This window comes from Pseudomonas sp. JC1203 (assembly GCF_056175065.1).
In genome coordinates, this window is the sequence record NZ_JBWCAM010000016.1 from 57683 (window position 1) to 76646 (window position 18964).

An 18964-nucleotide genomic window follows, 5' to 3' on the forward strand; every position below is an offset into this window, starting at 1 on the left:
TGGGACACTGGGCTGCCACAAGGAGCGCTGTCATGAACCTGTTTCTCTACCTGCTCACCGTCCTCATCTGGGGCACCACCTGGCTCGCCCTCAAGCTGCAACTGGGCGTGGTGGCCATCCCGGTGTCCATCGTCTACCGCTTTGCCCTGGCGGCGCTGGTGCTGTTCGCCATCCTGCTGCTCAGCCGGCGGCTGCAACCCATGAACCGTCGCGGCCACCTGATCTGCCTGGCCCAGGGGCTGTGCCTGTTCTGCATCAACTTCATGTGCTTCCTGACCGCCAGCCAGTGGGTGCCCAGCGGCCTGGTGGCGGTGTTGTTCTCCACGGCCACGCTGTGGAATGCGCTCAATGCCCGGGTATTCTTCGGCCAGCGTATCGCCACCAACGTGCTGGGCGGTGGCGCCTTGGGGTTGGCGGGGCTGGGGTTGCTGTTCTGGCCAGAGCTTGCCGGGCATTCGGCCAGCCGCGAAACCCTGATTGGCTTGGGGCTCGCCTTGCTTGGCACGCTGTGTTTTTCGGCGGGCAACATGCTGTCCAGCCTGCAGCAGAAAGGCGGCCTGAGGCCGCTGACCACCAACGCCTGGGGCATGCTCTATGGCTCGGTGATGCTGGCGGGCTATTGCCTGGTGCGCGGCGTGCCGTTCAGCGTCGACTGGAGCGTGCAATACATCGGCTCGCTGCTGTACCTGGTGATACCCGGCTCGGTGATCGGCTTTACTGCCTACCTCACCCTGGTGGGGCGCATGGGGCCGGAACGGGCGGCGTACTGCACGGTGCTGTTCCCGCTAGTGGCGTTGAACGTGTCGGCGTTTGCCGAAGGGTATCAATGGACGGCGCCGGCCCTGGCGGGGCTGGTGCTGGTGATGGCGGGGAATGTGCTGGTGTTTCGCAAGCCGAAGCCACCGGCCGTGTTGGCCGGCGGCAAATGGGCCTGATCAGCCCTTGAACACCTGCGGGTTCACCAGGTCCTGCGGGCGCTGGCCTTTCAGCGCTGCGGTCAGGTTATCCATGGCACGGTTGGCCATGGCTTCGCGGGTTTCCGAGGTGGCCGAGCCGATGTGCGGCAGGGTCACGGCGTTCTTCAGTTGGAACAGCGGCGATTCGCCCAGCGGTTCCTTCTCGTACACGTCCAGGCCGGCGCCACGGATGGTGCCTTTCTGCAACGCTTCGATCAGCGCCGGTTCGTCGACGATCGGCCCACGGGCGATGTTCACCAGAATGGCGGATGGCTTCATCAGCGCCAATTCGCGGTGGCTGATCAGGTGCTTGGTTTTCTCGCTCAGCGGTACCACCAGGCAGACGAAGTCGGCTTCGGCCAGCAGCTGGTCGAGGCTGCGGAACTGCGCGCCCAGCTCTTGTTCGAGGGCGGTCTTGCGGCTGTTGCCGCTGTACAGGATGGGCATGTTGAAGCCCAGGCGGCCGCGGCGGGCGATGGCTGCGCCAATGTTGCCCATGCCGACGATGCCCAGGGTCTTGCCGTACACATCAGTGCCGAACAGGTTGGGGCCAACGGTGGCTTTCCATTCGCCGGCCTTGGTCCAGGCATCCAGTTCGGCGACGCGGCGGGCGCTGCTCATGATCAGCGAGAAGCCCAGGTCGGCGGTGCTTTCGGTGAGCACGTCGGGGGTGTTGGTAAGCATGATGCCGCGTTCGTTGAAGTAGGCGACGTCGTAGTTGTCGTAGCCCACTGAAACGCTCGACACCACTTCCAGCTTGCTGGCGCTGGCCAGCTGCTTGGCGCCCAACGGGCGGCCGGCGCCGATCAGGCCATGGGCGTGGGGCAGGGCTTCGTCGAACTGTGCGGCGATGTCACCCTGCTTGGGGTTGGGCACTATCACGTCGAAATCTTGCTGCAGGCGCTCGACCATGGGCGGGGTGATGCGGCTGAAGGCAAGTACGGTCTTTTTCATTGGGCTTGTTCTCGACAGTCGGGTGAAGAATGTGAGCACGCTAACATTCCCGCCCTTGTCGACACAAACCTTGTGGGAGCTGGCTTGCCAGCGAGCTTTTGCGTTTTGAAAAGCTCGCTGGCAAGCCAGCTCCCACAGGTTTCGCTCAAATCGCCATATTCAACTCATGGGGCGTCAGGTGTGGCTCATGCGCCGCCAGAATGTCCGGCAACGAGCCGCGCAGGTACTCCACCCAGGTCTTGATCTTCGCATCCAGGTACTGGCGCGACGGGTAGATGGCGTACAGGTTCAGCTCCTGCAACCGGTAGTCGGGCAACATCCGCACCAGGGTGCCGTTGCGCAGGCCGTCGATAGCCGCGTAGATGGGCAGCACGCCCACGCCCATGCCGCTGATGATCGCGCTTTTCATCGCGTCGGCGGAATTGACCTGGAACGGTGCATTGCTGATGTTGACCATCTCCTGGCCTTCGGGGCCGTCGAACAGCCATTTCTCCAGCTGCACCACCGGGCTGATCAGCCGCAGGCAGGCGTGGGACATCAGGTCGCTGGGCTTGCGCGCGGCGCCGTGGGCCTTCACGTACTCGGGCGAGGCGCAGACGATGCTGTAGGTGATGCCCAGGCGCTGGGACACGAAGCCCGAGTCGGGCAGCTCGCTGGCCAGCACGATGGACACGTCGTAGCCCTCGTCCAGCAGGTCCGGTACGCGGTTTGCAAGGGTAAGGTCGAAGGTTACGTCCGGGTGGGTCTTGCGGTACCGGGCAATGGCGTCGATCACGAAGTGCATGCCGATACCGGTCATGGTGTGCACTTTCAGCTGGCCGGCTGGCCGGGCGTGGGCGTCGCTGGCTTCCGCCTCGGCTTCTTCGACGTAGGCCAGGATCTGCTCGCAGCGCAGCAGGTAGCGCTTGCCCGCTTCGGTCAGGGCAATGCGGCGCGTGGTGCGGTTGAGCAGACGGGTTTGCAGATGCGCTTCGAGATTGGAAACCGCCCGCGACACGTTGGCGGTGGTTGTATCGAGCTGCACGGCGGCGGCAGTGAAACTGCCTGCTTCGGCCACGCAACTGAAAGCACGCATGTTTTGCAGGGTGTCCATGGGTCACTCTCTAAATAGACGGCAAATTGTCGCATGAAGTAACAATTGTCGTCTCGCTGCTTTATACCGATTATCGCTTTTTCCGTAACAAAGATTCACACGAACACCTGCTTATCGGCGCCCGTTTCACCCCCTAGAATCGGCGTCTCAAGGCAATCCCCTCTCTTTCAGTCAGGAATTAGCAGCTGTGCCGCGTCGCATATTTGGAAAGCTGAATGCTTTCAGCGTTTTGGCCTTAACTTTGACCATCAGCGGCTGCATCGGCACAGGAGGCATCGCCCCGCAAGGCAAGGCCCTGTCCGCCAACACCCTGGCCACCGACGAAGCCATCCAGGCCGCCGCCAAGGACGCGCACTGGCCTGCCAGCCAATGGTGGCGTGCCTATGGTGACGTGCAGTTGAACCAGTGGCTGGACACCGCGCTGCAAGGCAGCCCGACCCTGGCCATGGCCGCCGCCCGCGTGCGCCAGGCCAAGGCCATGGCTGGCGTGGCCGAGTCGGCCGAGTCCGTGCAAATCAACGGCAAGGGTTCGATGACCCGGCACAAATGGCCGACCGACAACTTCTATGGCCCCGGCGAGCTTGCCGGCGTGACTGACTGGGACAACACCACCAGCCTGGGCTTCAGCTATGACCTGGACCTGTGGGGGCGCGACCGCAACGCCACCGAACAGGCCGTGGACATGGCCCACATGAGCGTGGCCCAGGCCCGCCAGGCGCAGCTGGAGCTGACCAACAACATCGTCAAGGCGTACATCGAGCTGTCGCTGCATTTCGCCCAGCGCGACATCGTCCAGGCCACCCTGGTGCAACAGCAGCAAATCTTGCAGCTGGCGCAAAAACGCCTCGACCATGGCATCGGCACCCAGTTCGAGGTCAGCCAGGCGCAGACGCCGCTGCCCGAAACCCAGCGCCAGATCGACGCCCTGGATGAAGAAATTGCCCTGAGCCGCAACCAGCTGGCCGCTTTGGCTGGCAAGGGCCCGGGTGACGGCGCACGCCTGCAACGGCCGACCCTGGCCCTGGGCGCGCCGCTGAAACTGCCGTCGGCGCTGCCGGCCGAACTGCTCGGCCAGCGCCCCGACGTGGTCGCCAGCCGCTGGCAAGTGGCGGCCCAGGCCCGTGGCATCGACGTGGCGCATGCCGGTTTCTACCCCAACGTCGACCTGACCGCCAGCCTTGGCTACATGGCTACTGGTGGCAGCATGCTCGGCTTCCTGAGCGCCTCCAAGCTCAGCTATACCGTGGGCCCGGCCGTCAGCCTGCCGATCTTCGACGGCGGCCGGCTGCGCTCGCAGTTGGGTGAAGCCTCGGCCGGCTATGACATTGCCGTGGCGCACTATAATCAGACCCTGGTCGATGCCCTGAAGAACATCTCCGACCAACTGATCCGCCGCGAGTCCATGGACAAGCAGCAAGCGTTCGCCGCCCAATCGGTGGCCTCGGCGCAGAAGACCTACGACATTGCCCAGGTGGCGTTCCAGCGCGGCCTGACCGACTTCCTCAACGTGCTCAACGCCCAGACCCAACTGTTCCACCAGCAGCAGGTGCAGCAGCAGGTGCAGGCCGCGCGGCTCACCGCCCAGGCTGAACTGGTGACGGCATTGGGCGGCGGGCTGCAGGCCGGCAACGACGTGCCGAGCGACGCCAAGACCGCGGCGCCGAAAACCCCGGCGGCCCTGGCCATCCTTAACCACTGACGGATCGATCATGACTTCTCTGTCTGCACCGCTGCGCCGGCTCGGCTCGCTGCAGTGGCGCCGTGGCTTCTTCGAGTGGGCGCGCAGCGACGGCGTTACCTGTGTGTATATCTTCAAGACCCTGTTGGCGGCGTTCCTCACCCTGTGGCTGGCCATGCGCCTGGAACTGCCGCAGCCGCGCACGGCGATGATCACCGTGTTCATCGTCATGCAGCTGCAAAGCGGCCATGTGTTCGCGAAAAGCTTCTACCGGTTCCTGGGCACCATCGCCGGCTCCGTGGTCACGGTGCTGTTGATTGCGCTGTTCGCGCAGAACACCGAGCTGTTCCTGCCTAGCCTGGTGATCTGGTTCGGTATCTGTTCGGCCGGCGCCGTGCGCCACCGCAACTTCAAGGGCTACGGCTTCGTGCTGGCTGGCTACACGGCGGCGTTCATCGGTCTGCCGGCCCTGGCGCACCCGGAAGGGGCGTTCATGGCCGCCATGTGGCGGGTGCTGGAAATTTCCCTGGGGCTGATTGTTTCCACGGCGGTCAGCGCGGCGATATTGCCGCAGTCGGCCAGTGCCTCCATGCGCAACGCCATGTACCAGCGCTTTGGCGTGTTCGCCGGTTTCGTCGCCGAAGGCCTGCGCGGCGCCAGCCAACGAACCACTTTTGAAAGCACCAACGTGCGCTTCATCTCCGAAGCCGTGGGCCTGGAAAGCCTGCGTGGCGTGGTGGCCTTCGAAGACCCGCACATGCGCCGCCGCAGTGGCCGGGTCAGCCGCCTGAACAGCGAGTTCATGGCCATCACCACGCGCTTCAACGCCTTGCACCAGTTGCTGGAACGCATTCGTGGCCGCGGCCATGCCGAGGTGGTCACCGCCATCGAGCCCGGCCTGCAGGCGCTGGCAGTGCTGCTGGACGGTTTTGCCGGCCGCGCGCTCACCGTGGACGATGCCAAGCGCCTCACCGAACAGCTGTCCACCTACAAGGCCGAGTTGCCGTCCCACGTGCGCCGCCTGCGGGCCATCTTCGTCGAGAGCGCGCCCAGCGAGCACGACCTGCTGGACTTCCACACCGCCTACGAGCTGCTGTACCGCTTCGTCGACGAGCTGCACAGCTACGCCCAGACCCACGCCTCGCTGGCTGACCATACTCACGTGCGCGAAAGCTGGGACGAGCCGTTCATGCCCCAGACCAGCTGGTGGGTGTCGGCGGCAGCGGCGGTGCGGGCCATGTCGGTGCTGGGCCTGCTGGGCAGTTATTGGGTGGCTACCGCCTGGCCCAGTGGCGCCACCATGACCCTGGTGGCTGCGGCCACCGTGGGCCTGTCGGCAGCGGCGCCGAACCCCAAGCGCATGTCTTTCCAGATGGCCTGCGGGACCATGCTGGGCGCGGTGGTGGGCTTTGCCGAAACCTTCTTCGTGTTCCCCTGGATCGACGGTTTCCCGCTGCTGTGCATGGTGCTGGCGCCGGTGCTGGTGTTCGGCGCCTTCCTGGCCTCGCGCCCGCAGTGGGCAGGGTACGGCCTGGGCCTGCTGATTTTCTTCTCGATCGGCTCGGTGCCCGACAACCTCACGGTGTACAACGCCTACGGTTTCATCAACGACTACATCGGCATGATCCTCGGCATGCTCGCCTGTGCCGCCGCCGGCGCCATCATCCTGCCGCCCAACAGCCGCTGGCTGTGGCAGCGCCTGGAGCACAACCTGCGCGAGCAGGTGGTGTTTGCCATCAGCGGCAAGCTGCGCGGCCTGGGCTCGGCGTTCGAAAGCCGCACCCGCGACGTGCTCAACCAGGCTTACGGCCTGGCCGCCGGCAAGCCCGAGGTGCAGCGCAATCTGCTGCGCTGGATGTTCGTGGTGCTGGAGATCGGCCACGCCATCATCGAGCTGCGCCGCGAGCAGGCGGTGCTGCCGGTGCACCCGGCCTACGCCGAGTCGCAGCCGTGGCGCCAGGCCATCCGCGTCATGGGCCGTTCGTTGATTCGCCTGTTCATCCAGCCCAGCCGCGCCAACCTCGAGCGCAGCCTGGCGGCGGTGGACCAGGCTATCTACTGCGTGCGCGACACGGACGAGCCGTTCGCCCGGCACTTCGATACCTCGGCGCTGCGCCGGGTGCAAAGCTACCTGCACTTCATCCGCAGCTCCCTGCTGGACCCGCAATCACCGCTTGCCGAGCTGGCGCCGCCGCGCCCGCCCAAGGACTGACCCATGCCTCGCGAAATAGCCTTTCATGGCGTGTACATGCCGACCATGACCCTGATGTTCCTGATTGCCCTGGGCGTGGGCTGGGTGCTGGACCGCTTTATCAGCGGCCTGGACCTGTACCGCTTCTTCTGGCACCCGGCGCTGCTGCGCCTGAGCCTGTTCGTCTGCCTGTTCGGCGCCATGGCGCTAACCGTTTACCGTTGAGACCGACTTGATGAAAAAGTTTTTCAGCCTGATTGCCACCCTGCTGATACTGGGCCTGGCCGTGTTCATCGGCCGCGAGCTGTGGGTGCACTACATGGAAACCCCCTGGACCCGCGATGGCCGGGTGCGTGCCGACATCATCAACGTCGCCCCGGACGTGTCCGGCTACGTGGTGGCGGTGCCGGTGCGTGACAACCAGCTGGTGAAGAAGGGCGACGTGCTGCTGCAGATCGACCCCGAGCACTACCAGATCGCGGTCAAGCAGGCCCAGGCGCTGGTTGCCTCGCGCAAGGCCACGTGGGAAATGCGCCAGGTCAACGCCAAGCGCCGCGCCGACATGGACAACCTGGTGGTGTCCAAGGAAAGCCGCGAAGACGCCGGCAACGTCGCCAGCTCCGCCGAGGCCGACTACCAGCAGGCCGTGGCCGCGCTGGACGCCGCCCAGCTGAACCTGGCCCGCACCAAGGTGCTGGCCACGGTGGACGGCTACGTCACTAACCTCAACGTGCACGTGGGCGACTACGCCCGCACCGGCGAGGCGAAAATGGCCGTGGTCGACAAGAACTCATTCTGGGTTTATGGCTTCTTCGAGGAAACCAAGCTGCCCCACGTGAAGGTGGGCGACAAGGCTGACCTGCAGATGATGAGCGGCGAAGTGCTCAAGGGCCACGTCGAGAGCATCTCGCGCGGCATCTACGACCGCGACAACCCCGAGAGCCGCGAGTTGGTGGCCGACGTCAACCCGACGTTCAACTGGGTGCGGTTGGCCCAGCGGGTGCCGGTGCGCATTCATATTGATGAAGTGCCGGATGGCTTCCTGCTGGCGGCGGGGACTACGTGTACGGTGATTGTGAAGGAAGGTTCGGCGGGGGCTGAATGATTTTTGCTGGGGAATAGCACCTGTAAGACCTTTCCGAAATTCTCGGATCGTCTTGCACCATCCTAACCGCAACGCTAACCTGCCCCCCGTCGCAGCACCCTGCGACCGGGTTTGGCGACCCGCTTGTTTTTTCAGCGCACCAGCGCAGCACGATCATCGTGGGTATTCTCGTACCCGCGATGTTGCGTTATGGCAGCTGTGCGCGGGAGACCTCCGGGTCTGCCGGGATTGAGAAAACACCGGTTCGCCAACCTGCGTACAGCTGCCACCCATCGTTTGGCGACGATGCAGGCAGCTCTGTTTTCTCAATGGAGTGACCTATGTCTTTAATTCCGCTTCCCCATTCCCCCGCGATCTTCCTCGACACCCAGGCTCCCGTAGCAACCCTCTACGCCCTGGCCATGCACCGCATTGGTACCGCCCGTGAATTGATGCAATCACTGAGCAGCCTGACGCTGAGCAACAGTGATGATCAGGACCTGAAAGCGGTGGTCAACACGGCAAATCTGTTGCTGGAGGAAGGCTGTGCGGTGCTGGACGTGATCGAGGCGCGCGGCGCCTTCGCGTGAAGATGTAGCCGCCGACGCGGTCCATCGGCCGGCCCTGCACAGCCTGGCGGCAGCGGCTAAACCGAACCCGCGTAGCAGCTGCCGCCAGGCTGCGTCCGGCCTCTGCGCGGTCTGCCCGCCAATGCGCGGCGCCTGCGGACGCGGCCTACGGCGGATGGCCGCCCCGCCGCTGCTACGGGGGGCTGTGTACCTCGGCGCGCGGCCAAGGCCGGCTCCTACCACGCACGGCGTAGGAGCCGACTTTAGTCGCGATGCAGACGACGCCGTTTCAAAGCGCCTATCCCAGTGAAAACCGTGCCTCTTTCGCCAGAACTTCGGCTACCCACTGGTTGATGCTTTTGTGCGCCAGCTCCGCTTTCACCGCAACGGTTGCATGAAGGCTGGGTTCCAGGCGCAGGCTCAATTTGCCGGAATAGGCTTTTTGCGGCTCCTTTCCCAGTTTCCGGCACGTATCGAGATAGTCCACTACGGCCTCCTCAAAGGCGGCGCGCAGTTCGGACACCGATTCGCCATGAAACCCGACCACATCCTTGATGCCAGCCAGGTGGCCAATCAGCAGGCCATCTTCGTCGCTGTATTCGATGCGGGCGGTATAGCCCATGTAACTCATCACGTTCATGGTGTGACTCCTGCTTGTTCGAGAAACACCCGGGCACGTTGATCTGGTACCAGATTATGATACCGTTTTGGCGCGGTCTACCGGAGCCGACCTGTTGACCCTGTGGGAAATCTCCGAAACTCTAGCGGTGGGCTGTAGGCCCAGCGCAGCCTGGCGGCAGCGGCTACAAATCCCGATTCAACCCGAACTTGCGCTTTAAAATCCCTTCGACGATGCCCTTCGGCACCCACCTCTCCAGCCACGGCAACGCCCGGCTGCCGTTGCCGATACGCACCAGGCGCGGTGGCACTGACTTCTGCACGGCCGCCAGCAGGCGGCTGGCGAACGCGTCGGCCGGTGTGGGCCGGTCTTGCGACGCCCGCGCCCGCGCGCGGATTTGTGCCTGCAACGGCCACCATGGTGAGCCCTCGGCAAGCACCTGCTCGGCTTCGCGGCTGGCATTGTTGGCAAACTGGGTGTCGATGGCGCCTGGTTGTACTTCCATGACGCGAATACCGAACGGCGCCAGTTCCATGCGCAGGGCATCGCTCAAGCCGTGCACGGCGGCCTTGGAGGCGCAGTAGGCGCCGGCGAACGGCGTTACCAGCACGCCGGAGACGCTGCCGATGTTCACCACCAGCCCGCGGCTGGCGCGCAGTAGCGGGAACAGCGCGCGGGTCACGCCCACCAGGGCGAAGACGTTGGTCTCGAACTGCTGGCGCATGCCGGCCACGCCGCCGTCCAGCAACGGGCCCATGGCGCCGTAGCCGGCGTTGTTGATGAGCATATCCAGCTGCGGCAGTTCGGCGGCCAGGGCTGCCAGCGCGGCCTCGTCGTTGACGTCGAGTTGGCGCGCCTGGAAGCCTTCGGCCGCCAGGCGTTCTACGTCTGCTGGTCGTCGTGCCGTTGCCCAGACGCTGTGGCCTGCCTGCTGAAAGGCGCGCGCGAGGGCGAGGCCGATGCCACTCGAGCAGCCGGTGATGAGGGTGACGGGCATACGGGGTCCTTGTTCGGCGAGTCAGGTGTTAGGTCGATAAGGGCGCAGTCTAGCTGCTCATCCTTGCCGCCAGTGATCAATAACCCGTGGCCATCGGCGTGCACCACGAATTGCGCCGGCACGCCGGTCACGCCCAGCGGTTGCCACAAGGCGCCATTGCCTTCGGTGGGCATGCTGAAAATGTCGACGTCCGGGTGCTGGCTGGCGATGGCCGTGAGGTGTTGCAGGCGCATGCTGCAACTGGGGCAGCCCGCCGAGTGCAACAGCAGCAGGCGGCCCCGGCTTGCCGGGGCAAAGGCATATTCATTGGCACCGGTCTGTTGGCCTTCGCCAAAGTGTTCGGCGAAGGCTGCAGCGTTTTCGAGCGGTTTGATGGCATTCATGTCGCTGTCCCCAGGATGAATAACGTGAACACGTATTCAACGCCTATGGGGCAGAGCGCGAAACTGTAAGAACTGACAGGTACCCCGTCAGCGCGTGCAGTTAATTGGCAAAACTGCCCTGCACCCGCTCGGCGCGCCATTCCAGGGTTTGCGCACGGTAGCCGGGGCGCAGCGGCGGCAGCGGCAGGCAGTCGCTCCAGCTGGCGCCAGGCTGCAATTGGCCCGGGCCGCGGTAGCGCGGGGCGTCGTAGTCGTCCTGCACCAGGTTCACCGTGTCGCCGGGGGCAAAGGCCGCCAGGCGCCATTGCAGCTCAACCATGGGCACGCTGTTGCCGTTCTTCATGCTCACCTGCAGCGGCTTGTCGGCGGGGCACTGCTCGGGCTCGTACTTGAAGTGCAGGCCCATGCGCGCCAGTTGCGCCAGCTCGCGATTGTCCTGCCACAGCACGCTGAGGCCGACCATGGCCAGGCCAGCCACCGCCACCAGGGAGATGGGCAGGGCCTTTTTCGGGTAGCGAATGAGCAGGAACAACCAGGAAATAATGAGGAGAGTGCCGATGAGCATGGCTTTGATCGCGTGTTGTGGGACAGGCCTGCCATCGTAACCCAATAAAAAAGCCCCTGCCTCACCGGCTGCGGATAGGGGACGCAGCGGATGAGGCAGGGGCTTTCGGGGCGACCTTACTGGGCGATGGTTTTCACCGACACGCCGCGCTCGATCGGGGTGGAACGGCCGTAGATGTCCTCGAAGCGCTCGATGTCGTCTTCACCCAGGTAGCTGCCCGACTGCACTTCGATGATTTCCAGCGGGATCTTGCCCGGGTTGCGCAGGCGGTGCACCGACGCAATCGGGATGTAGGTGGACTGGTTCTCGCACAGCAGGAACACGTTTTCGTCGCAGGTGACCTCGGCGGTGCCCGACACCACAATCCAGTGCTCGGCGCGGTGGTGGTGCATCTGCAGGCTCAGGCAGGCGCCCGGTTTCACCGAGATGTGCTTGACCTGGAAGCGGCCGCCCATGTCCACCGAGTCGTACGAGCCCCAGGGGCGGTACACTTCGCAGTGGTTCTGGGTTTCGCTGCGACCCTGCTCGTTGAGGGTGGCGACCATCTGTTTCACGCCCTGGACCTTGTCCTTGTGGGCAATCATCATCGCGTCCTTGGTTTCCACCACCACGATGTTTTCCAGGCCGATCACCGACACCAGCTTGCCGTTGCCGTGGATCATGCAGTTGCGGCTGTCCTGCACCACCACGTCGCCCTTGGTGACGTTGCCGTTGGCGTCTTTCTCGTGCACGTCCCACAGCGACGACCAGCAGCCCACGTCGCTCCAGCCTGCGGTCAGCGGCACCACGCAGGCGCGCTGGGTCTTTTCCATCACCGCGTAGTCGATGGAGTTGTCCGGGCAGCAGGCAAAGGTGGCTTCATCGATCTCGATGTTGTCGCCGTCCTTCACGCTGCGCTCAAGGGTGAGCATGCAGGTGTCGTAGATGTCCGGGTCGTGCTTTTTCAGCTCTTCCAGGAAGCGGCTGGCGCGGAACAGGAACATGCCGCTGTTCCAGAAGTAGCCACCGGCCTCGACGAATTCGCTGGCGCGTTTTTCGTCCGGCTTCTCGACGAACTGGGCCACGCGGCTGACGCCTTCGGGCAGCAGGGCATCGTTGCTGGACTTGATGTAGCCATAGCCGGTTTCAGGCTTGGTGGCCGGCACGCCGAACAGCACCATCTCGCCACGTTCAGCGGCCACGGTGGCCAGGGCCAGGGCGCGCTGCAGGGCTTTCTGGTCGTCGATGACGTGGTCGGCGGGCAGCACCAGCATCAGCTCGTCGCGGCCTTCATTCACCAGCTTCATGGCGGTCAGGGCCACGGCCGGCGCGGTGTTGCGGCCAAAGGGCTCCATCAGGATGCCCTGGGTTTCCAGTTTCAGGTTGCTCAACTGTTCGTTGACGATGAAGCGATGGTCCTTGTTGCAGACCACGATAGGGCTGTCCATGCCTTCGAACACCAGGCGCTCCAGGGTTTGCTGGAACAGCGTGTGCTCGCCGGTCAGGGCCAGGAATTGCTTGGGGAATTGCTTGCGCGAAAGCGGCCACAGACGAGAGCCACTACCACCTGACAAGATCACCGGAATCATGTTGTTTCTCCAATAAACAATGGTTTTAGACGTTTGCGTTGCCGTTTCTGTCTTGTTTTTGTTCCCTGTCAGCCGCCCGTTTCAGCGGGCGGCCAACTCGATACTGTTCAGCGGGTGGACACTGGGCGCTGTACCCAGACTGGCGACAGGCTGGTGCCTTCACCGGTCACGTAGAGCACGGCGGCTTCGCCACGCTCCAGGGCCACGGGCTTGAGGTCGCTGACTTTCTTGTCGCCTTCGTACAGCGCCAGGCTGACTTTCACCGGGTTGATCTCACGCTCGCCGGTGCCCTTGGCGGCCACGTCCTTGACCACGTCGGTCTTGCCGTCGGCGGTCTTCAGGGTCAGCGGCTTGTCACTCAGGTTCTGCACGCGCACCAGCGACTTCTGCTTGTTCTTGAACGGTGGCTCTTCCACCAGTTGCGGGTTGCCGTTGGTGTTGTTGACCACGGTGTAGTAGTGGTCCGAGGCCAGCTTCACCGGCAGGGTCTTGCTGCCCACCTTGGCGCTGTAGTCGCCCTGGGGCATGAAGCTGAAGTCGCTGCTGGCCAGCGGCGCGATCTCGTTGAGGTTGGTGTTGCCGACGCTGGCGCTGACTTCCTGGTTGCCGGCGTTGTAGACGCGGACGAACGCCGAGCCTTTTGGCGCGGTAGGGCCGTAGAGGGCGGCATCGCCACCGGCGAAGGCGTGTGCGGAGAGCAGGCCGGTGGCGGCAATCAGGGCAGCGGCCAGACGGTTCTTGGTAGTGAAAGCGGTCATGTGCATTTCCTCTTTGCTTGTAAGGTTCGAGCCTTCAACGGCTCAGTTGGATTGGCCCACAGCCAGGTTCTGGTTGGTATTCGGGTCTTTTTTCAGCTCGGCAATCCAGTTCGGATCGAAGTCGCCGAGGTCGTTCTTGATTGGCAGATATCGTTCGGGGAACTCCCAGATCAGCACCTGTGGCGGGCTGTTCTTGAAAGCGTCGGTTTGCAGGTACTTGAGCATCGGCAGAATCGGGCCATGGCCGTCTTCGGCGTAGTTGACGACGTCGCTGTTGAGCGACTGCTTCAGCGCGCCCAGGAAGTTCCAGTGCGGGTTGGCGCTGTAGCTGGTGCCCACCAGGGCCACCGGGATCTCGCTGCCGCCAAACAGCGCGTCGCCGCTGTCGGCCTGCTCGCCTGCCTGGGTGGTGGTGCGCTGGGCCAGCTCATCCGGCTTGGGCAGCAGGTTGCTGAACAGCGGGTCCAGGGGCAGGAAGTTGGTCAGGTCGCCCTTGTAGGGCTTGCTGCTGTCGCTGGCCGTGACGAAGGTCTGCGGCTGGCCGCTCAGCGGCATGTGCGCGCTGATGGCGGTGCCCAGGTTGTGGGCGACTACGTCAGCGCCCATCGGCGTCCAGTGGGTGTCGGTGCGCAGGAACACCTGGCCCTGGCCCTTGGCCTGCTCCAGCGGTGCCAGCAGGTCGGGGGCGAAGATGCCGGCAGCGGCGGCCTGGGCGTGGAACTGCTGGTACAGGTCCTTGTGCAGCGCGGCCGGGGCGGTGGCGCCAATGTGCTCGGGGTACAGGCGCGCCTTGGCCGGGACGATGGCCAGCACCAGTTGCACGCCGTGCTGCTTGAGCTGGGCCTGCACGCCCTTGATCAGGGCAAAGTTGTCGGCCTCCACCTGGGCGCCGTTGGCGACCGGGTCGAATTCCTCGTCGCTGTACAGCCACTGGTCGCGGCCCAGCACCACGCCGGGGCGGCCCTCATGGAACAGCTTGTAGTCCACCGCAGCCCACAGGTTGGTGCCCAGGCGCTTGATCGGGAACTGGTCGTCGTAGTGGGTTTCCACCGCCTTGGTGAACTTGCCGTTGAGCACGGTCATCTGTTGGGTGCGGTTGAAGCTGGCGAAGCTCCACAGCGACCAGATGCCCAGGCCCAGCAGCACGGCCAGGAACAGCAGAATGTAGAGGATGCGTAATGATCGGGTCATGGTCGGCTCGCTCAAAACTGGAAGTAGAGGAATGGCGAGAAACTCTGCGCCGACAGTTTCAGGATCGACGCCAGGAACAGCACCAGCACCAGCGTGCGCATCAGGTAGCGGCTCCAGTCCACGGTCCAGTACGAGGCTTGCACCTGGTGGCCGTGGGCGTGGGCAGCCAGCGCGGCCGGGTTGTCGCCCGGGGTGGCGCGGTACAGGCCGGGCTGCGCGGTGGCCGGGCCGTTGGCTTCGGCCATGGGCTTCTTGGCCTTGGGCTTGGGCTGGTTGGTGTACAGGTCACGCAGGCCGAAGAACGCCAGGGTGATGTAGGCGATCACCAGGGTTGCCACTTGCAGGCCGGTGAGGCTGGCGGCGTTGAGTTCCGACAGGTGCCAGTCGCCGAAGCTGAACATGGCGCCGTACATGCGATAGGCCACGTGCAGGTTTTCGGCACGGAAAATCACCCAACCCATGATCACCAGCAGGAAGGTCAGCGCCCAGCGGATGGGGTTCAGCGCGCGCGGGGTGGTGTTGATGCCCAGCAGGCGCTCGATGGCCAGCCACGCGCCGTGCCAGGCGCCCCAGATGATGTAGGTGAAGTTGGCGCCGTGCCACAGGCCGCCCAGCAGCATGGTCAGGAACAGGTTGCGGTAGGTGGCCAGGGTGCCTTTGCGGTTGCCGCCCAGGGTGATGTACAGGTAGTCGCGCAGCCAGGTCGACAGGCTGATGTGCCAGCGGCGCCAGAACTCGGTGATCGACTGGCTGATGTAGGGTTGCTTGAAGTTCTCCATGAAGCGGAAGCCCATCATCAGGCCCAGGCCGATGGCCATGTCGCTGTAGCCGGAGAAGTCGAAGTACAGCTGCGCGGTATAGGCCAGGGCGCCCAGCCAGGCGTCGCCGGTGGTCGGCGCGGCCAGGGCGAAGCAGTGGTCGGAGACGGTGGCCAGGGTGTCGGCGATGAACACCTTCTTGATGAAGCCCTGCATGAACCGCGTGGCGCCCTCGCTGAACTTGTCGAGGGTGTGGGTGCGGTTGTTGAACTGGTCCACCAGGTCGGCGAAGCGCAGCACCGGCCCGGCAATCAGGTGCGGGAAGATGGCCACGAAGGCGGCGAAGTCGATCAGGTTGCGCGTGGCCGGGGTGTCGCCGCGGTACACGTCGATGATGTAGCTGATCGATTCGAAGATGTAGAACGAGATGCCGATAGGCAGCAGCACATGCGTGAGGATGAACGGCTGCATGCCGAACGAGGTGATGAGGGCATTGATGCTGTCCACGCCGAAGTTGGCGTACTTGAAGTAGCCCAGCACGCACAGGTCCACGGCCACGCCCAGCAGCAGCCAGCGCTGCGCGGGTTTGGTACGCACGCCGGCGGCGCCTACGCGCAGGCCGATCCAGTAGTTCCACAGGGTGACCGCGGCGAACAGGGCCAGGAAGTCCACCCGCCACCAGGCGTAGAACACGTAGCTGGCGACCAGCAACAGCAGGTTGCGGTAACGGTTGCCGCACAGGTAGTACAAGCCGAGAAAGACCGGCAAGAACAGGAACAGGAACACGTTAGATGAGAAAACCATCCCGATCTCTCCTTGTTTTATCCATACACAAGGGCCAAAGCCCCCCCAAACCCCCCATTTATTCCAGGGGGTAAATACATCCTGCTGGCCTGATCGTTGATCAATGTGGGAGCTGGCTTGCCAGCGAGCTTTTCAGGGCCTCAACAGCTCGCTGGCAAGCCAGCTCCCACAGGTTCAGCAGTTCCAACGGTTAATCGTTCACGAACCCTTGTTGCCTTTTTCGTGCTCGGGGTCGTAGACCTTGGTCAGGTCGCCGCCCAGGCGGAACGTCTTGAACGGCTGGCCTTCGTGCTTGCGTTCAAGCGCGTCGGCCGGGCAGCTGTAGAGGCTGCACCAGGGCTCCAGCCAGGCGAATTTGCTGTCCACCTTGAGGTCGGTCATGTCCTGGTCCTTGCCGTTCCTGGCCTCGAACACGTCCGGGTCTTTCACCCCGGCCAGCACTTTGTCGCCCAGGCGTTTCAGGGCGCCGTTGTTTTCCTGGCGCAGGTCCACGCCGTTGGCCTGGGCGAAGCTGGCGATCATGGCCAGCGGCGGCAGGGCATAGTTGTGGTACGCCAAGGCGCGCTGCTGGCGCTTGAGCTCGTTGGGCAGGAAGCCGTCGGCATCAACCTGGTTGGCACCGATCCTGTATTCCTTCACCGACCAGTCGAACAGGTCGCGGCGGTCCAGGGCCACGGACGCGGCCATCACCGACCAGGCAGCCCAGTACGAGTGGTTGTTGGTCTTTTCCAGCGGCAGGTTGTTCCAGTCGCTCACTACCTGGTCGGCCAGGCGCCCGAACCAGGCTTCGATCACCTGGGTTTGCTGCTGGTGCGTGGCCAGCGGGTGCGAGTCGGAGAACTTCAGGCGTACATAGGCGGAGGCCATGCTGCCCAACGCCCATTTGCGCATGGACTTGCCGGTGTGGTTGAAGTCCTTGGACATCAGCGCGTCGGCCTGGGCCCAGGTGGTCAGCCAGTTCAGCGCGCAGTCCAGCTCCTGTGGGTTGCCGTCGCGCATGTACACCATCACCTGCTTGCTGATGCCGCGTTCCATGGTGGTGATGCTCTTGGTGGCATCACGGAAGGCTTTGTCAGAAGTGGCGTTGAAGGTTGAACGGGTCTTGTCCGAGCCTTCGTACTTGCTGCGGAACTGCAGGCTCTGGGTGTACGGCTGCGGCATGGCCGGGCAGCCCTGGTCGTTCGGGCTGGTCTTGAACTTGTCCACGGCGGCCAGGTAACCCTGTGGCGGGTGCAGCGGCGCGGCCGCCTGGGCGTTGGCGGCAAACATGGCCAGGCCCAGCAGGGTCGGGGCGAGCAGATGACGTAGTGCGTTGGTGCGGTTCATGAATAACCTCACAGTCCGGCTTGGGCGTTCTGTTTTTTCGGCGATTGCTGAACGCCAGGGAAGACGTTGCGCTTGCACACGGTGGCTTCGACTTTCTGGGCAGGTTGGCCGGCCTCGGGGCCTTCCACTTCCAGGGCCAGCAGGTTCTGCGCGGCCCAGTCCTCGTCGTTGCGCAACTCGAAGGCAAAGCGCCCGTCGGTGTCCGAGGTGGTCGGTTTCTCGATCTTCAGGTCCTCGTGGCGACCGTTCAGGTACCACAGGGTGGCGTGCAGGGTCTTGACCGAGGGGTCGGCGAACTTGATGTCGATCTGGTGGTTGCCGTTATGCAAGTCCTTGATGCCGTTGCGGCCGTTCACCAGCAATTCGTTCTTGCCGGTCTTCAGCGTGGTGCTGGCCGACAGCTCGGCGGTCTTGCCATCGCAACCGTTGTCCAGCAGCGACATCATCTGGCGGTAGATGGTCTCCTGGTCCAGGCGGTACAGCGGCGAGAATTCCCAGATGAGGATTTTCGGCGGGTGCTTCTGGAAGTCGTCGCTGCCCAGGTACTGCAGCATCGAGCCTTCCAGGCCACCGCCGGGGAAGGCGACGTTGAGGATGTCGGCGCCGATGTCCTGCTCCAGGAAGCCTGCGAAGTTGTAGTTCTTGCCGCTGTGGCTGGTACCCACCAGGGTGATCTGCGGCGTGCCGGCATCGCTGAACAGGTCGCCGTCCGAGGCCTCGCCCTTGGGCTCGGTAGTGAACTGGTCCATGTACTGGATGGCATAGCTGGTGCCGCACAGCTGGCCGGCCATGTTGTGCAGGGTGCCGGTCTTGCCCATGCGCCCGGACAGGTGGGTCTCGAACTCGCGCTTGGGCACGTCGGCGAAGGCCGGCATCTTCTTCACGGTCTCGGCCACGATCTTGGCGGTGCGCTGGGCGCCGTACGGGGTCCAGTGCTGGTCACCGCGGAAGTAGAAGTCGTGGGCCTGTTGCTCGTTGGTCAGCGGCGACAGGTCCGGCACGTTGAAGCCCATGTTGGCGAAGCGCTGCAGCATGGCCTGGTAGTTCTTCAGTGCCTTGTCGTACTGGAACTTGTCGCGGTCGGCAGGGAACAGCTTGTTGCGGTCCACCAGGCCACGGGTGGGCTGGTACACCACCACCAGCTCCACGCCCTTGCTCTTGAAGGCGTCGTGCAGCTGTTGCAGGCGGCGGTAGCCTTCGGGGGTGGTGTCGAACTCGGTGCGCAGGTCTTCCTGGGTACGGAACAGCCAGTCGCCCTGGGCTTGCACCAGGGTGGTGAAGTTCTGCTGGTAGCGAGTCACGTAGTTCTTCGAGTCATGGGCGGCCGGGCACAGGCTGCAGCAGGGCGCGGCCTCGTATTTGGGCGCGGCGAAGTCCTGGGCGCTGGCGCCGTTGGAGGCGGCCATCATGGCTGCGGCAAGACCGGACAGGCTGAGCAGCTTGATCAATGTGGGGTGCATGAAGTTCATC

Annotated in this window: 18 protein-coding genes; 6 read left to right on the forward strand and 12 right to left on the reverse strand. The window is 64.1% G+C overall.

All coding sequences use genetic code 11. The features are described from left to right. Positions 1-32: 32 nt before the first annotated feature. A complete protein-coding gene (locus AC0SZ7_RS22415) occupies positions 33-935 on the forward strand; it encodes a DMT family transporter (protein ID WP_475506416.1) in 903 nt (300 codons plus the stop codon). Here AC0SZ7_RS22415 and AC0SZ7_RS22420 read toward each other — a convergent pair whose 3' ends face one another. Next, complete coding sequence (locus tag AC0SZ7_RS22420) at positions 936-1910, reverse strand: 2-hydroxyacid dehydrogenase (protein WP_475506417.1); 975 nt, start codon at positions 1908-1910, stop codon at positions 936-938. A 145-nt stretch (positions 1911-2055) separates the two neighbouring features. Further along, entirely contained in the window at positions 2056-3003 is a 948-nt protein-coding gene (locus AC0SZ7_RS22425) for a LysR family transcriptional regulator (RefSeq protein ID WP_475506418.1), read from the reverse strand. Positions 3004-3190: 187 nt separating this feature from the next. Here AC0SZ7_RS22425 and AC0SZ7_RS22430 point away from each other — a divergent pair, with 187 nt between their 5' ends. From AC0SZ7_RS22430 to AC0SZ7_RS22450, 5 genes are all read left to right on the forward strand, one after another. Next, entirely contained in the window at positions 3191-4702 is a 1512-nt protein-coding gene (locus AC0SZ7_RS22430; RefSeq protein ID WP_475506419.1) for an efflux transporter outer membrane subunit, read from the forward strand. A gap of 10 nt (positions 4703-4712) precedes the next feature. Next, a complete protein-coding gene (locus tag AC0SZ7_RS22435) occupies positions 4713-6893 on the forward strand; it encodes an FUSC family protein (protein WP_475506420.1) in 2181 nt (726 codons plus the stop codon). Between the two features lie 3 nt (positions 6894-6896). After that, complete coding sequence (locus AC0SZ7_RS22440) at positions 6897-7097, forward strand: DUF1656 domain-containing protein (protein WP_475506421.1); 201 nt, start codon at positions 6897-6899, stop codon at positions 7095-7097. Between the two features lie 10 nt (positions 7098-7107). Then, positions 7108-7977 (forward strand): efflux RND transporter periplasmic adaptor subunit, encoded by an 870-nt coding sequence (locus AC0SZ7_RS22445; protein ID WP_475506422.1) that lies wholly within the window; start codon positions 7108-7110, stop codon positions 7975-7977. A 320-nt stretch (positions 7978-8297) separates the two neighbouring features. Then, a complete protein-coding gene (locus AC0SZ7_RS22450) occupies positions 8298-8546 on the forward strand; it encodes a hypothetical protein (protein WP_416422599.1) in 249 nt (82 codons plus the stop codon). 277 nt (positions 8547-8823) lie between these two features. Here the strand turns inward: AC0SZ7_RS22450 and AC0SZ7_RS22455 are convergent, their stop codons facing one another. From AC0SZ7_RS22455 to AC0SZ7_RS22500, 10 genes are all read right to left on the reverse strand, one after another. Next, the gene (locus AC0SZ7_RS22455) at positions 8824-9165 is read right to left on the reverse strand and encodes a type II toxin-antitoxin system HicB family antitoxin (RefSeq protein ID WP_475506423.1); all 342 of its coding nucleotides are present in this window, start codon (positions 9163-9165) and stop codon (positions 8824-8826) included. Between the two features lie 163 nt (positions 9166-9328). Further along, positions 9329-10141 (reverse strand): SDR family oxidoreductase, encoded by an 813-nt coding sequence (locus AC0SZ7_RS22460; RefSeq protein WP_475506424.1) that lies wholly within the window; start codon positions 10139-10141, stop codon positions 9329-9331. Further along, positions 10027-10524: a TlpA family protein disulfide reductase gene (locus tag AC0SZ7_RS22465; RefSeq protein ID WP_475506425.1), complete on the reverse strand. Its 498-nt coding sequence runs from the start codon at positions 10522-10524 to the stop codon at positions 10027-10029. Before AC0SZ7_RS22465 ends, AC0SZ7_RS22460 begins: the two co-directional genes overlap by 115 nt. A gap of 100 nt (positions 10525-10624) precedes the next feature. Beyond that, positions 10625-11089 (reverse strand): multidrug transporter, encoded by a 465-nt coding sequence (locus AC0SZ7_RS22470; RefSeq protein WP_475506426.1) that lies wholly within the window; start codon positions 11087-11089, stop codon positions 10625-10627. A gap of 116 nt (positions 11090-11205) precedes the next feature. Then, complete coding sequence (locus tag AC0SZ7_RS22475; protein ID WP_475506427.1) at positions 11206-12657, reverse strand: mannose-1-phosphate guanylyltransferase/mannose-6-phosphate isomerase; 1452 nt, start codon at positions 12655-12657, stop codon at positions 11206-11208. Positions 12658-12764: 107 nt separating this feature from the next. Further along, a complete protein-coding gene (locus AC0SZ7_RS22480) occupies positions 12765-13415 on the reverse strand; it encodes an alginate O-acetyltransferase AlgF (RefSeq protein WP_475506428.1) in 651 nt (216 codons plus the stop codon). A 42-nt stretch (positions 13416-13457) separates the two neighbouring features. Next, complete coding sequence (locus AC0SZ7_RS22485; protein ID WP_475506429.1) at positions 13458-14606, reverse strand: alginate O-acetyltransferase; 1149 nt, start codon at positions 14604-14606, stop codon at positions 13458-13460. Between the two features lie 11 nt (positions 14607-14617). After that, entirely contained in the window at positions 14618-16168 is a 1551-nt protein-coding gene (locus AC0SZ7_RS22490) for an MBOAT family O-acyltransferase (protein ID WP_475506430.1), read from the reverse strand. A gap of 198 nt (positions 16169-16366) precedes the next feature. Continuing rightward, the gene (locus AC0SZ7_RS22495; protein ID WP_475506431.1) at positions 16367-17494 is read right to left on the reverse strand and encodes a mannuronate-specific alginate lyase; all 1128 of its coding nucleotides are present in this window, start codon (positions 17492-17494) and stop codon (positions 16367-16369) included. A gap of 8 nt (positions 17495-17502) precedes the next feature. Continuing rightward, entirely contained in the window at positions 17503-18954 is a 1452-nt protein-coding gene (locus AC0SZ7_RS22500; RefSeq protein WP_475506432.1) for an alginate O-acetyltransferase, read from the reverse strand. Between the last annotated feature and the right edge of the window lie 10 nt (positions 18955-18964).